At 66.9% G+C, this 14,397-nt stretch carries 13 protein-coding genes and 1 pseudogene; 9 read left to right on the top strand and 5 right to left on the bottom strand.

From position 1 onward, the window contains the following. Positions 1-55 precede the first annotated feature (55 nt). On the top strand, positions 56-532 hold the full coding sequence (locus tag ABE546_RS05335; RefSeq protein WP_346462889.1) for an RDD family protein: 477 nt from the start codon (positions 56-58) through the stop codon (positions 530-532). 782 nt (positions 533-1,314) lie between these two features. Here ABE546_RS05335 and lptG read toward each other — a convergent pair. Together lptG and lptF are read right to left on the bottom strand one after the other, a co-directional pair. Further along, positions 1,315-2,424 (bottom strand): LPS export ABC transporter permease LptG, encoded by a 1,110-nt coding sequence (gene lptG / locus ABE546_RS05340; RefSeq protein ID WP_313209226.1) that lies wholly within the window; start codon positions 2,422-2,424, stop codon positions 1,315-1,317. Beyond that, entirely contained in the window at positions 2,421-3,500 is a 1,080-nt protein-coding gene (gene lptF, locus ABE546_RS05345; protein WP_313209225.1) for an LPS export ABC transporter permease LptF, read from the bottom strand. Before lptF ends, lptG begins: the two co-directional genes overlap by 4 nt. A 104-nt stretch (positions 3,501-3,604) precedes the next feature. Here lptF and ABE546_RS05350 point away from each other — a divergent pair, with 104 nt between their 5' ends. The 5 genes from ABE546_RS05350 to ABE546_RS05370 all read left to right on the top strand — a co-directional run bounded on the left by ABE546_RS05350 (position 3,605) and on the right by ABE546_RS05370 (position 9,710). Next, on the top strand, positions 3,605-5,083 hold the full coding sequence (locus tag ABE546_RS05350; RefSeq protein ID WP_313220012.1) for a leucyl aminopeptidase: 1,479 nt from the start codon (positions 3,605-3,607) through the stop codon (positions 5,081-5,083). Positions 5,084-5,168: 85 nt separating this feature from the next. Beyond that, the gene (locus ABE546_RS05355; protein ID WP_019182556.1) at positions 5,169-5,594 is read left to right on the top strand and encodes a DNA polymerase III subunit chi; all 426 of its coding nucleotides are present in this window, start codon (positions 5,169-5,171) and stop codon (positions 5,592-5,594) included. A gap of 45 nt (positions 5,595-5,639) precedes the next feature. Further along, the gene (locus ABE546_RS05360; RefSeq protein ID WP_313209222.1) at positions 5,640-5,846 is read left to right on the top strand and encodes a YqaE/Pmp3 family membrane protein; all 207 of its coding nucleotides are present in this window, start codon (positions 5,640-5,642) and stop codon (positions 5,844-5,846) included. Positions 5,847-5,889: 43 nt separating this feature from the next. Continuing rightward, positions 5,890-8,658 (top strand): valine--tRNA ligase, encoded by a 2,769-nt coding sequence (locus tag ABE546_RS05365; RefSeq protein WP_346462890.1) that lies wholly within the window; start codon positions 5,890-5,892, stop codon positions 8,656-8,658. A gap of 227 nt (positions 8,659-8,885) precedes the next feature. After that, entirely contained in the window at positions 8,886-9,710 is an 825-nt protein-coding gene (locus ABE546_RS05370) for a DMT family transporter (RefSeq protein WP_284128387.1), read from the top strand. Between the two features lie 98 nt (positions 9,711-9,808). Here the strand turns inward: ABE546_RS05370 and rimI are convergent, their stop codons facing one another. Genes rimI through pssA form a run of 3 tightly spaced genes read right to left on the bottom strand, consistent with a single transcriptional unit; the run spans position 9,809 to position 11,561 of the window. Further along, a complete protein-coding gene (gene rimI, locus ABE546_RS05375; RefSeq protein ID WP_121042847.1) occupies positions 9,809-10,306 on the bottom strand; it encodes a ribosomal protein S18-alanine N-acetyltransferase in 498 nt (165 codons plus the stop codon). Next, the gene (locus tag ABE546_RS05380; protein WP_346462891.1) at positions 10,303-10,785 is read right to left on the bottom strand and encodes a hypothetical protein; all 483 of its coding nucleotides are present in this window, start codon (positions 10,783-10,785) and stop codon (positions 10,303-10,305) included. Before ABE546_RS05380 ends, rimI begins: the two co-directional genes overlap by 4 nt. Next, positions 10,782-11,561, bottom strand: a complete 780-nt coding sequence (gene pssA / locus ABE546_RS05385) for a CDP-diacylglycerol--serine O-phosphatidyltransferase (protein WP_284128389.1) — start codon at positions 11,559-11,561, stop codon at positions 10,782-10,784. The genes ABE546_RS05380 and pssA overlap by 4 nt, the downstream gene beginning before the upstream one ends. A 72-nt stretch (positions 11,562-11,633) precedes the next feature. Here pssA and ABE546_RS05390 point away from each other — a divergent pair, with 72 nt between their 5' ends. From ABE546_RS05390 to ABE546_RS05400, 3 genes and pseudogenes are all read left to right on the top strand, one after another. Next, positions 11,634-12,008, top strand: a complete 375-nt coding sequence (locus ABE546_RS05390; RefSeq protein WP_284128390.1) for a DUF4124 domain-containing protein — start codon at positions 11,634-11,636, stop codon at positions 12,006-12,008. A gap of 98 nt (positions 12,009-12,106) precedes the next feature. After that, positions 12,107-13,798, top strand: coding sequence for a proline--tRNA ligase (locus ABE546_RS05395; RefSeq protein ID WP_346462892.1), 1,692 nt, complete (start codon positions 12,107-12,109; stop codon positions 13,796-13,798). Positions 13,799-13,950: 152 nt separating this feature from the next. Then, positions 13,951-14,325, top strand: a pseudogene (locus ABE546_RS05400) (H-NS histone family protein); the annotation flags it as partial. Between the last annotated feature and the right edge of the window lie 72 nt (positions 14,326-14,397).

Below are 14,397 nucleotides of genomic sequence, written 5' to 3' on the forward strand. Positions count from 1 at the left end.
GCAGGCCGTGCGTGGGCCATCGAACGCGGGCAGCGGGCCGGGTATGCTCCGGGTCATGACCGATACCGCGCTGTCGTCCCCCGCTGCTGATCGCCCTGCATCGTTGCTGCTGTGGCGGCTGTTGTCACTGTTGTACGACTTCTTCCCCGCCCTGGCGCTGTGGATGCTGCTGGGGGCGGTGTTCGTGGCGGTCTACACGATCAGCGGTCACGCAGCGCGGGAGAACATCGCCCCGTTCAGCGCGTGGCAGTGGGCGTTGTGGGCATGCTGCTGGGTCGTGACAGGCCTGTACGCGACGATGAGTTGGCGCCGCGGCGGGCAGACGCTGGGGATGCGGCCGTGGCGGTTGCGGGTGGTGTCGCTGGACGGCACGGTGCCGACGCGCAGGCAGTTGTGGCTGCGGTATGCGGTGGGGTCCCTGTCGGTGCTGACGGCCGGCCTGGGGTTCTGGTGGGCGCTGGTGGATCGGCAGCGGTTGACCTGGCATGACCGGGCCAGCGGGACGCGGGTTGTTCGGCTGCCGAAGTACTGACGCGCTGACGCACTGACGCACTGACGCTCTAAAGCCTTCCAGAACAGCGCTGAAAGCAGCGCCTCTGTTTTCTGTGCGTTTGCGGAGAGGCGCAACCCATTTCTGGGCCCGCTGCAAGTCCCGCTCCGCGGCCCGGCCCAGCCGCTGGCGGCTGTGCGTTCGGTCGGATGCGAGGCAGTGCCTCGCAAGCGATCCGCCCTCACCCATGTAAGCTCGTAGTGCGCCATCCATGGCGCACTACGGCCCTGAAATGGGCTGCGCCTCTCCGCATTGACAGATTGCGAAGTGCGGTTGATCAAGGCGGATTTGTTGCGTGACCGACGTTTCGCACTCAGTACCGGCTCTCGCGATCAAGACGCGTAAGGAGCGCAATCTTCATAGCGAAGTCGTACCTTCGCTGAATCGATCAAGCCTTCGTCGATCAATTGCTCAGTCGCTCAGTCGCTCAGTCGCTCAGTCGCTCAGTCGCTCAGTCGCCAAGATTCAATACGAACAGCGTCACTTCGCCAACCCGTCAGAACGGTAGAGCCGGGCCATGCCCGGCTGCTCCTGCTCTCCCTACCCCCACCAGAACACTGTCGGAGGCGCGACGGGATTGCCAAGCCGGGACCGTGTGCTGCCATGGATGGCAGCACACGAGCCAACATGGATGTTCATGCGGCGGGTCCCGGACAGGCGAGCCCGGCGCGCCTAGCTCGACAGCCCATGGTGGCCGCTTCGGCTTCGGCTTCGGCCTCGGTTCTGGCGTTTGGCGTTTGGCGTTTGGCGTGTGAGCAGATGAATCAGCCCGACTTACGTCGGAACAACAACCCGGACACCACCATCATTACAATCGGCGGCAACGCATACGCAATCCGGTAATCGAACTTCAACGCACCGGCCATGCGCCCGAAGAACAACTGCAACAACCAGAAGCCCAGCGCGAACAGAATGCCCAGGAACAACCGCTTGCCCATACCGCCACTGCGCAGCGAACCGAACGCGAACGGCACCGCCGCCAGGCACAACGCCAACACATTGATCGGATAGAACCAACGGCTCCAGTACACATCCTCGTAATCGCGCGCATCCAACCCATTGCGCTTGCGGTACTCGATGCTGGTACGCAGATCCATCGCCGTCAGATTGCGTGGCTTGGAGATACCACTGGCCAGCGCCGCCGCATCCAGGCGTGAATTCCACGGCTCGGATTCGGCCGTCTCCCGCGTTGCCGACCGCTCACCGAACGTGTCGCGGCGGACCTTGTTCAATACCCAGCCATCGGCGCCATGTTCGGCGGTGGTGGCGTAGGTCAGCGAGGCCAGGCGGCCGTCGTCGGCGATCTTGTACAGGCGCACGTCGTGCAGGATCAGCCGCGTGCCCCCGCCGGCCTGCAACTGCTCGTCGCCGCTCTGGGCGTTGAGGAAGGTGTCGCCTTCGCGCGCCCACACGCCCGAATAGCGGGCCGCGCTCAGGCTGCTGCCCCACTTGGCGCTGATCTTGATGTCGTCGGCCTTGCTCTGGCCCCACGGGCCCAGCGTTTCGCCGCTGAACACCATCACCGCGGTCATCAGCGACAGCGCGATCGCCACCGAGACGCTCAGCCGCTTGCGCGACAGGCCCAGCGCGCGCAGTGCAGTGAGTTCGGAGGTGGCAGCCAGCTGGCCCAGGCCCATCAGCGCGCCGATCACGGCGGCGGTCGGGAAGAAGGTATAGGCGCGGCGGGGCACGGTGTAGAGCACCCAGGCGGCCGCGTGACCGAGGGTGTAGCTGCCCTTGCCGACGTCCTTGAACTCGCCGGAGAAGGCCATCACCACGTCCAGGCCGACCAGCACCGCCCAGGTCAGCAGGACAGTGCCGAACACGGCACGGCCCAGGTACAGATCAAACCGCATCGGGCGCAACACGTTCATGCGGTCCTCCGGGGACGCGACAGTTTGCCGTCGCGGAAATACATCCACAGGGCGAGGGCCAGCAACGGCAGCGTCAGCCACCACAGGCCCGCCACGGCGGGAATCTTGCCATCGGCGATCCAGCGGGTGCCGATGAACATCAGGTTCATGCCCACCATATAGGCCAGGAAGGCCAGCATCATCCGGCCGTAGCGCTGCTGGCGCGGCGAGCTGCGGGCCAGCGGCAGGGTCATCAGGGCGAAGGCCAGCGCGATCAGCGGCGGGGCGATGCGCGAGTGCAGCTGCGCCTGAGCCTCGGGGCGCTCATCGCCGAACAGCTGGGTGGTGCGCAGCAGTTCGGGGTCGTCGTCCTTGCGGGTCTCGGCGCCGTCAGGCATGGCCACGTCGTTGCGGGCGAAGGTCATCAGCTTGTAGTCCAGCGCACCGTTGGCCGGGCCTTCCACCTGGTGGCCGTCATCCAGCTCCAGATAGCGTTGCTTGGCGCCCTCGAAGTACATCCGGCCGTGATCGGCGGAGATCACTTCGATGCGGTCCTCCTTCTGGCGCTGCAGGAAGACCTTGCCCAGCTGGGTGCCGTCCGGGGAGACCGAAGACAGGTAAACCACGCCGCCATTGGGCAGGGAGGTGAACTTGCCCGCCTCCAGGCCCGCCATGACCACGCTGCGGTTGGCCTCGTCGATCATTGTCTCGCCGGTGCGGTCGGCCCAGGGGCCCAGCCACAGCGAGCACAGCCCGATCAGGCCGACCACCGGCACCACCAGCATCAGCAGGGGGCGCAGCAGGCGCTTGGGGCCGACGCCGATGGCGGTGATGACCGCCATTTCCGAGTCCCGGTAGAGCCGGGCCGTGGCCAGCAGCAGGCCCAGCATCAGCGCCAGCGGCAGGATCAGCGGCATATAGACGATGAACTGCAGGCCCAGCTGTGAGAACAGCAGGCGGGCAGGCAGGCGGCCGTCGGCGATGTTGCCGAGGATGTCCACCAGGACACCACCGACGCTCACCACCAGCAACACGATCAGGGTGGCCAGGAAACTCTGGACGAAATCACGCAGGAGATAGCGATCGAGCTTCGACATGGGGCGGTGGTTTAAACTCTCGGATTCGTTCGCGGTGCTGCCCAGTCTACTGACGGGACGTAAACAGCTCGCGATTGTACGGATTTGCCAACGGAATCTGATCAATGGCCCTGGAATTCACCCTGAACCACGCAGCACCGGCCTCGGCCGAGTGCGATTGCGTCATCGTCGGCGCCTATGCCGACCAGACCCTGAGCCCGGCGGCACAGGCCCTGGACACCGCGTCCGGTGGCCGCCTGTCGGCCCTGATCGCCCGCGGCGACGTGGGCGGCAAGACCGGTAACACGACGCTGCTGCACGATCTGCCCGGCGTCACCGCCGCACGCGTGCTGGTGGTCGGGCTGGGCGAACCGGCCAAATTCGGCGTGCCGCAGTACCTCAAGGCGGTCGGCGATGCCAGCCGCGCCCTGAAGAGCGGGGTCAACCACCACGCGCTGTTCACCCTGACCGAGATCGAGGTCAAGGGCCGCGATGCCGCCTGGAACATCCGCCAGGCCATCATCACCGCCGACCACGCCGCCTACCGCTACAGCGCCACGCTGGGCAAGAAGAAGGCCGACGAGCCGGGCCTGACCACGCTGGCCATCGCCGGCACCGACACCCAGGCGCTGGCCCAGGGCCAGGCCATCGCCGCCGGCGTGCAGTACGCCCGCGAGCTGGGCAACCTGCCGCCGAACGTCTGCACCCCGGCCTACCTGGCCGAGTCCTCGGTCGCGTTCGCGCAGGCGCATGAAGGCGCCGAAGCGGAGGTACTGGACGAACAGCAGATGGAAGCGCTGGGCATGGGCTCGCTGCTGGCCGTGGCCCGTGGCTCGGCCAACCGCCCGCACCTGGTGGTGCTGAAGTGGAACAACGGCGGCGACGCCAAGCCCTACGTGCTGGTCGGCAAGGGCATCACCTTCGATACCGGTGGCGTCAACCTGAAGACCCAGGGCGGCATCGAAGAGATGAAGTACGACATGTGCGGTGGCGCCAACGTCATCGGCACCTTCGTCGCGGCCGTCACGGCCAAGCTGCCGCTGAACCTGGTGGTGGTGGTGCCGGCGGTGGAAAACGCCATCGACGGCAATGCCTACCGCCCCTCGGACGTGATCACCTCGATGTCGGGCAAGACCATCGAAGTGGGCAACACCGACGCCGAAGGCCGCCTGATCCTGTGCGACGCCCTGACCTACGCGCAGCGCTTCGAGCCGGCCGCGCTGATCGACGTGGCCACCCTGACCGGTGCCTGCCTGGTCGCGCTGGGCCACCAGACCGCCGGCCTGATGACCAAGCACGACGACCTGGCCAACGAGCTGCTGGCCGCCGGTGAGCATGTGTTCGACCGCGCCTGGCGCCTGCCGCTGTGGGACGAGTACCAGCCGATGCTGGATTCCAGCTTCGCCGATATCTACAACATCGGCGGCCGCTGGGCCGGTGCGATCACCGCGGGCTGTTTCCTGTCGCGCTTCGCCGAAGGCCAGCGCTGGGCCCATCTGGACATCGCCGGCGTGGCCAGCGACGAAGGCAAGCGCGGCATGGCCACCGGCCGCCCGGTCGGCCTGCTGAGCCAGTGGCTGCTGGACCAGGTCGCCCGCGCCTGATGCCCTGCCCGATCGCGGCCGCCTGCGGGTGGCCGCGGTCCCGCCCGGCCTGGCGCCGGGTTCTCCCTCCGCTCCAGGCCCTGCCATGTCCCGTGCTGATTTCTACCTGATCGCCAAGCCCCGCTTCCTGACCGAGCCATTGCGCCTGGTCTGCGAACTGGCCCGCAAGGCCAATGACGCCGGGCTGTTCACCCTGGTGCTGGCACGCGACCAGGCCCAGGCCGAAGAGCTGGACGAGCTGCTGTGGGCGTTCGACAACGATGCCTACATCCCGCACCAGATCGCCGGCGAAGACATGGACGAGGAAGAGGCGCTGGTGCTGATCGCCGTGCCCGGCACCGAGGCCCCGGCCCGGCCGCTGGTGATCAACCTGCGCGACGATCCCTATCTGGCAGCCTGCGACCGCGTGCTGGAAGTGGTGCCGGCTGACCCGGAGGCGCGCGAACCGCTGCGCGAACGCTGGCGCCAGTACAAGGCACTGGGCTTTGACCTGAACAAGTACGACATGTAACCCGCGCGGCGCCCGTCCGGTCGCCGCCGCCCCCGGAGACCCTTGATGCGCCTGTTGATCGCCCTGATCTTTCCCTGGTTCGCCTTCTTCACCATCGGCCGCCCGATCACAGGCATCCTCAACGTCTCGAAGGTAGAGCCGACTGTCAGTCGGCTGTCCTTGTCTGGCTGGCTGCCCGCCGCGATCTGGGCCGCCTACGCGGTCTCACAGTTCCATACCGACCAGAAGATCCGCCGCGCCTTCGGGCGCTGAGCTTCCGGCACCCCCACCTTCCGTATTCGATCCTGGTTCCCGCATGACCCAACTCGCCTCCAGCTACGACCCGAAAACCTTTGAAACCGCGCTGTACGACGCGTGGGAGAAGGCCGGCCATTTCAAGCCGTCCGGCAAGGGCGAGCCGTACACCATCCTGCTGCCGCCGCCGAACGTGACCGGCACGCTGCACATGGGCCATGCCTTCCAGCAGACCCTGATGGATGCGCTGGTGCGCTACCACCGGATGCGCGGCTACGACACGTTGTGGCAGGTGGGTACCGACCACGCCGGCATCGCCACCGAGATGGTGGTGTCGCGCAACCTGGCGCTGGCCAACACCGGCGAGACCCGCGATTCGCTGGGCCGCGACGGCTTCATCGAGAAGGTGTGGGAGTGGAAGGCGCAGTCCGGTGACACCATCGAGCGCCAGATGCGCCGTCTGGGCACCTCCAGCGACTGGTCGCGCAGCACCTTCACCATGGACCCGCAGCCGTCCGAAGCGGTGGTCGAGGCGTTTGTGCGCTGGCACGAGCAGGGCCTGATCTACCGTGGCCAGCGCCTGGTCAACTGGGATCCGGTGCTGAAGACCGCCATCTCCGATCTGGAAGTGGAAAGCGTTGAGGAAGACGGCTTCCTGTGGTCGATCAGCTACCCGCTGGCCGATGGCAGCGGCACCCTGACCGTGGCCACCACCCGCCCGGAAACCATGCTCGGCGATACCGCCGTGATGGTGCACCCGGAAGACGAGCGCTATGCGCACCTGATCGGCAAAATGGTGAAGCTGCCGCTGACCGACCGCGAGATCCCGGTGATCGCCGATGATTACGTCGACCGCGAGTTCGGTACCGGTGTGGTCAAGGTCACCCCCGCGCACGATTTCAACGATTACCAGGTCGGCCTGCGCCACAACCTGCCGATGATCAACCTGTTCACCCCGGTGGCGGCGATCAACGACAACGCCCCGGAGAAGTACCGCGGGCTGGACCGTTACGAAGCGCGCAAGGTGATCCTGGCCGAGCTGGAAGACCTCGGCATCCTGGTCGAGACCCGTGCACACAAGCTGCAGGTGCCGCGCGGTGATCGTACCCAGCAGGTGATCGAGCCGTACCTCACCGACCAGTGGTTCGTGAAGATGGACGTGCTGGCCAAGCGTGGCCTGGAGCTGGTCGAGAACGGCAGCATCCAGTTCGTGCCGGCCAACTGGATCAACACCTACCGCCACTGGATGGAGAACATCCAGGATTGGTGCATCAGCCGCCAGCTGTGGTGGGGCCACCGCATTCCGGCGTGGTTCGACGACGCGGGCAACTGCTATGTCGGCCGTGATGAAGCCGAGGCCCGCGCGAAGAACAATCTTGCCGCCGATGTCGCCCTGCACCAGGACAGCGACGTGCTGGAGACCTGGTTCTCCTCGCAGCTGTGGCCGTTCTCCACGCTGGGCTGGCCGAACGAGCAGGCGATGGACGCGCGCGGTTTCGAGCGCTACCTGCCGTCGTCGGTGCTGATCACCGGGTTCGACATCATCTTCTTCTGGGTGGCCCGCATGATCATGGCCACCGACAGCTTCACCGGGAAGATTCCGTTCAAGGACGTCTACATCACCGGCCTGATCCGCGATGCGCAGGGCCAGAAGATGTCCAAGTCCAAGGGCAACGTGCTCGACCCGCTGGACATCATCGATGGCATCTCCATCGAGGACCTGGTCGCCAAGCGCACCACCGGCCTGATGAAGCCCAAGGACGCGCCGAAGATCGAGAAGGCGACCCGCCGCGAATTCCCCGAGGGCATCATCGCCCACGGTGCCGATGCGCTGCGCTTCACCATCGCCGCGCTGGCCACCCACGGCCGCGATATCAAGTTCGACATGAACCGCGCCGAGGGCTACAAGAACTTCTGCAACAAGCTGTGGAACGCCAGCCGCTTCACCCTGATGAACACCGAGGGCAGCAGCTTCACCGGCGTGCCGCAGCCGCGTACCGATGCCGAGCGCTGGATTCTGGCGCGCCTGGCCGCGGTCTCGGCCGAAGCGCAGACGCATTACGCCAACTACCGCTTCGATCTGCTGGCGCAGTGCCTGTACGAATTCGCCTGGAACGAGTTCTGCGATTGGTTCCTGGAACTGACCAAGCCGGCCCTCAACGGTGCCGACGCCGATGACGCCAACAGCACCCGCCACACCCTGCTGTACGTGCTCGAAGCGCTGCTGCGCCTGCTGCACCCGCTGACCCCGTTCGTCACCGAGCAGTTGTGGCGCCAGGTCGCCCCGCGCCTGGGCATCACCGACGACACCATCTCGCTGCGTCCGTACCCGACCGCCGAGGAGTTCGCGGGTGATTTCGCCCGTGCCGAAGCCGACGTGGAATGGCTGAAGTCGATGGTCAACGCGCTGCGCCGCGTGCGCAGCGAGTTGAACGTGCCGCCGTCCAAGCTGGTGCCGCTGCTGCTGCAGGGTGGCAACGACGACGACCGCGCGCGCATGACCCGTTTCACCTCGTCGCTGTCGTTCCTGCTCAAGCTGGAGCGCATCGAATGGCTGGCCAACGGCAGCGACACGCCGCCGGCCGCCGCTGCGATCGTGGGCGATCTCACCCTGCTGGTGCCGCTGGAGGGCCTGGTCGACCTGGGCACCGAACGCGCGCGCCTGGACAAGGAAATCGCCCGGGTGGAATCGGAGAAGGAAAAGAGCGAGACCAAGCTGGCCAAGTTCACCGACAAGGTGCCCGCGGCCGTGGTCGAGCAGGAGCGCGTGCGCCTGGTCGAATGGACCGCCCAGCTGGATGGCCTGCGCTCGCAGCGCGCGAAGCTGTAAGCGCACGGGTAGAGCCACGCCATGCGTGGCTGCTTCTGCGGGGCCAGGGTAGAGCCACGCCATGCGTGGCTGCCTTCCGGGGCGGGATGGCGTGCAGCCACCCATGGGGTGGCTCTACCCTGGGCCGATAACGTAGGTAGGGCCCGGCCCGCGCGCTTTCGAGCGCGATGGCTGCCCATCTGCGGCATGATGCGGGTTCGTCCACGGATTGAATGACCGCCGACACGATGTCGCTGTCCCTCTTCTGCATCGTGCTGTTCGCCGCCCTGCTGCATGCCAGCTGGAACGCGATCGTCAAACGCGGCACCGACACGCTGCTGACCACGATCCTGGTCACCGGCTCGGCGGCGGTGATCGCCGCGATCGCGCTGCCGTTCATGCCCACACCCGCCGCGCAGAGCTGGCCATGGCTGGCGACCTCGACCCTGCTCCAGGTCGGGTATTACGTCCTCGTCGCACGTACCTACCAATTGACCGACATGAGCGCGTCCTACCCGCTGATGCGCGGCTGCGCGCCGATCCTGGTGGCGCTGATCAGCACGCTGTTTCTGGGCGAGCGCCTGGCGTGGATCGCGTGGAGCGGAATCGCGCTGATCTGCCTGGGCATCCTGTGCATGACCCGCGGCACCTCGCGCCAGCATCTGTGGCTGCCGTTGCTCAATGCCGGCGTCATCGCCACCTACACCTTGGTCGATGCCTGGGGCGCGCGCCACTCGGGCGCCGCGGTGAGTTACACCCTGTGGCTGTTCCTGCTCTCCGGCCTGCCCCTGCCCCTGTGGGCGCTGTGCACCCGCGCCGGCGCGCTGCGTGACTATGCGCGCCGCAACTGGGCCTACGGCATCGTGGGCGGGTTCGGGACACTGATCTCCTACGGCCTGGCGCTGTGGGCCATGACCGTCGCGCCGGTTGCGATGATCGCCGCGCTGCGCGAAACCTCGATCCTGTTCGGCATCCTGATCTCGGCCTGGATCCTGCACGAACGGGTCACCCGCCAGCGCTGGATCGCCGCCGGCCTGATCGTGCTCGGGGCAGTGGTGCTGCGGATCACGTAGAGCCACCCCATGGGTGGCTGCGCCTGTCTCCGACAGCCACACCCCGTACGGGCCGGATCGAACAGCAGCCACCCATGGGGTGGCTCTACATCGGGACGTCAGAGCGGCGGCATCACCTGGATGTCGTCGTCGACCAGCTCGATCGCCATCACCAGCGCATCCTCGCGCCCGTCGCGGGCGGGGTAATAGCGCGGCCGGCGGCCGATCTCATTGAACCCTTCGCTGTGGTACAGGGCCACGGCCGAGGTATTGGACGGGCGCACTTCCAGGAACACGCGGTGCGCGCCATGGTCGCGTGCCAGCTTCACCAGCGCGCGCAGCAGGTAGCGGCCGTGGCCACGGGACTGGCACAGCGGGTCCACACAGATGTTGAGGATATGGGCTTCATCGGCAGCGATGCTGAGCAGGCCATAGCCCATCAGCAGGCCGTCCTCTTCCATCGCCAGGCCGGGATAACCGGCACGCAGGCAGTCCTGGAAGATGCCACGGGTCCACGGATACGGGTAACCGCGCACCTCGATGGCCATCACCGCATTGAGGTCGCTTTCGCGCAGCGCGCGCAGCGACAACGGCCGCGGCGAGCTCACCGCACTCACGACCGGCCCCGTTTGCGCAGGGCGCGCAGCTGCGGCCACAACGCGCGCTTGGCGGCGGCGCTGCTGCGCAGTTCATCCAGGTTCCAGCTGGCCATCAAGGCCTGGGTGTCCGGCTCGGCCGGGTTGCAGCCGGAGGCGCGTAGCAGGGCGATCTGCAGGCGATCGGGCATCCGCACCGCGGCGCGGCGGCCTCCGCCTGCGCGTGCCGGCGTGGCCGCCGGAACGGGCGGCGGCGCGCCTTCTTCGACCGTGCGCGGCGCGCTTCGGCGCACCGGTGCGGGCGCATCCACCGCCGGTGCCGGCCGCGACTGGCGCACGGGCACGGACGACTCTGCGAGCGGCGCCGCGCTGAGCTGCACATCAGGTACGGCAGCGGCCTCCGGCTCGACACTGCCGTCGACGAACACCGTATAGCCCATCGCCTGCAGCCAGGACTGCTGCGCCGGCGACCACAATGGCGGCAGCGCCTGTCCGCTCACGCGTTCGGCTCGACCGTCTTGCGGGTGCGCTGCCACGCCCAGTAGCACGGGCCGGACAAGGCATACACCACGCCTACCGCGAACAGCACGCGCGGCAGATCGATGACCATGATCGCGATGGCGATCGGCACCAGGGCCAGCGCCAGGAACGGCACGCGATCGGCGCGCGGTCCTTTCTCGCCACTGCCCTTGAAGCTCCAGAACCGGATCCGGCTCACCATCAGCAGCGCCGCCACCAGGGTCACGCCCAGCGCGACATAGCGCAGCTGGTTGCCGTCCCAGCCGAGGTTGCCATCGGCGAAGGCCCAGACGAAGGACATCATCAGGCCCGCGGCGGCCGGGCTGGCCAGGCCGATGAACCAGCGTTTATCGACCACGCTGACCTGGGTATTGAAACGGGCCAGGCGCAGCGCGGCGCAGGCGGCATACAGGAAGGCGACCGCCCAGCCGACGCGGCCCATCACCGGGTCGTCGAACTTCAGCCAGGACAGCGACCAGTGGTACATCACCAGGGCCGGGGCCATGCCGAAGCTGACCAGATCGGCCAGCGAGTCGTACTGCACGCCGAATTCGCTGCTGGTGCCGGTCAGGCGGGCCACGCGGCCGTCCAGGCCGTCCATGACCGCCGCGACAAACACCGCGACCGCGGCATTCACGAAGTCGCCGTTGGCCGCGGCGATGATCGCGTAGAAGCCGGCGAACAGGCCTGCGGTGGTGAACAGGTTGGGCAGCAGGTAAATGCTGCGCGAGCGCGGCGGGGGTTTCATCTGATCCATGCGGCCAGTTTAGCTTGCCAGCACCGGCCCGGGGTGCTGCAATCGCGGTTCTGCCCCGTTGCCGGAGTTGCCATGCGTGCCCTGTCCCGTCTGAGCGGCCTGCTGCTGCTCGCCAGCGCCACGGCCAGCGCCGGCACTGTCTACAAGTGGAAAGATGCCAACGGCGTCACCCAGTATTCGGAGAAGCCACCGGCCGGGCAGAAGTACGAGGCCCGCCAGGTCGAGAACCGGGACCCGCTCCCGCGCGAGACCGCCGCCGCCCCGGCCGAGAACAAGGCCTGCACCGACGCCCGCGGCAATCTCACCCTGCTCAACGGGCCGGGCAAGGTCATGCAGGACGCCGATGGCGACGGCACGGCCGATACCGCCCTGACCGACGAGCAGCGCAGCGCCCAGAAGACCCTGGCCGAGGCCGCCATCCAGGCCTACTGCACCCCCAAGGCCTGAGCCACCGGCCCCGTCGAGGCGGCCAAAACCAACGGCAACACCCATCGCGGCGGCCGGACTGGCAGAATATCGGCTTCTGCCGTTCAGCGAAGCCGACGATGCGCCTCTCCCAGTTCCACCTGCACACCACCAAGGAAACCCCCAGCGACGCGGAGCTGACCAGCCACCGCTTGATGCTGCGCGCGGGCATGATCCGCAAGCTGGCCTCGGGGCTGTACACCTGGTCGCCGCTGGGCCTGCGCGTGCTGCGCAAGGTCGAGCGCATCGTGCGTGAGGAAATGGAGCGGGCCGGCGCGGTGGAATTCCAGATTCCGACCATCCAGCCCAAGGAACTGTGGGAAGCCACCGGCCGCTGGGAAAAGTTCGGCCCGCAGCTGCTGAAGCTCAAGGATCGCAAGGAGCAGGTGTTCTGCTATAGCCCGACCGCGGAAGAGGCTGCCGCTGACTTCGCGCGCCAGGAGCTGTCCAGCTACAAGCAGCTGCCGGTCAATTTCTTCCAGATCCAGACCAAGTTCCGCGATGAGATCCGCCCGCGCTTCGGCGTGATGCGCTCGCGCGAATTCCTGATGAAGGATGCCTATTCCTTCCACCTGCACGATGCGTGCCTGGTGCGCGAATACGAAAACATGAAGTCGGCCTACAGCCGCATCTTCACCCGCCTGGGCCTGGATTTCCGCATGGTGCAGGCCGACTCCGGCGCGATCGGTGGCGACGCCTCGCAGGAATTCCACGTGATCGCCGAGTCGGGCGAAGACGCGCTGGTGTTTTCCACCGGCTCGGATTTCGCGGCCAACATGGAAGCGGCCATCGCCGCGGCCCCGGGCGAGCGCCCGGCCGCCAGCGAAGCGCTGCGCAGGATCGATACGCCCACGCAGAAGACCTGCGAAGCCGTCGCCGCCCTGCTCGGCCTGGGCCTGGAGCGCACCGTCAAGTCGGTCGCGATCATGAGCGAGGCCGGCTTCGTGCTGGCGCTGGTGCGCGGCGATCACGACGTCAATGAAATCAAGCTGGGCAAGGTCGAGGGTCTGCAGGGCTACCGCATGGCCAGCGAGGCGGAGATCGCCACGCATCTGGGCAGCGAGCCGGGCTTCCTCGGCCCGCTCAATCCGGCCCAGCCGATCCGCATCGTGGCCGACCGCGACGTCGCCGCGCTGGCCGATTTCGTCATCGGTGCCAACGAAGCCGGTGCCCATATCGCCGGCGTCAACTGGGGCCGCGACCTGCCCGAACCGGAAGTGGCGGACATCCGCAACGCCAAGGCCGGTGATCGTGCCGCCGATGGCGGTGAACTCAAGATCGCGCGCGGCATCGAAGTCGGCCATGTGTTCCAGCTCGGCCGCCAGTATGCGCAGGCGTTGAATGCGACCGTGCTTGACGAAAACGGCAAGGCTGCGGTGTTGGCGATGGGCTGCTACGGCATCGGCATTTCGCGCATCGTGGCGGCGGCGATCGAACAGAATCACGACGATGCCGGAATTATCTGGCCGGACGCGATGGCGCCGTGGCAGGTCGTGGTCTGCATGATCAATCCGAAGCAGGACGAGACCGTGTCGTCCACCGCCGCCGAGCTGCTTGCGCAGTTGCAGGCCGCCGGCCTGGATGTGGCGCTGGATGACCGCGGCCTGCGCCCGGGCGCGATGTTCGCCGACATGGAACTGATCGGCGTCCCGCACCGGATCGTGGTGTCCGAACGCGGCGTCGCCGCCGGCACGTTCGAGTACCGCGCGCGCAATGCCGCCGAAGCGGAGGTCCTCGACAAGGACGCGCTGCTGGCAAAATTGACGAAGTAATGACAAAGGCCGGGTGAATAACCCGGCCTTTTCAATGGCGGACCCGGTTTCAATAACTCCGGTTTGTTTGTGTATTTCGCAAAAGAGAATGTATGCTGTTTCCGACGCCAAGGACCGGCTCACCCTGTCCTTAATATATTGCGGAGTAGTAGATGAGTATCGACCTGAGCGGCCTGTCCGCCAAAGAGCTGGGCGCGCTGATCAAGAACGCCAAGAAGCAGCAGACCATCGTGGCCAAGCGTCCGGCGATCACCAAGGTCCGCGCACAGCTGACCAAGCTGGCCAAGGCCCAGGGCTATTCGGTGGAAGAACTGTTCGGCGGTGCCGCCCCGGCCGCACGTGGCCGTGCCGCGAGCAAGGCCACCAAGGCCCCGGCCAAGGCCGTGCGCAAGCTCGGCAAGGTCGCTCCGAAGTATCGCAACCCGGCCAACCCGAAGGAAACCTGGACCGGCCGTGGCAAGCAGCCGCGCTGGCTGGCTGCGCATACTGCCAAGGGCAAGAAGGTTGAAGAGTTCCTGATCAAGAAGTAAGCCGGTCAGTCAGTGCTGCACATGAAAACGCCGGCCTCGCGCCGGCGTTTTCGTACCCGTTGATGGCGC

This window comes from Stenotrophomonas sp. TWI377, from assembly GCF_039674525.1.
GTDB lineage: Bacteria > Pseudomonadota > Gammaproteobacteria > Xanthomonadales > Xanthomonadaceae > Stenotrophomonas.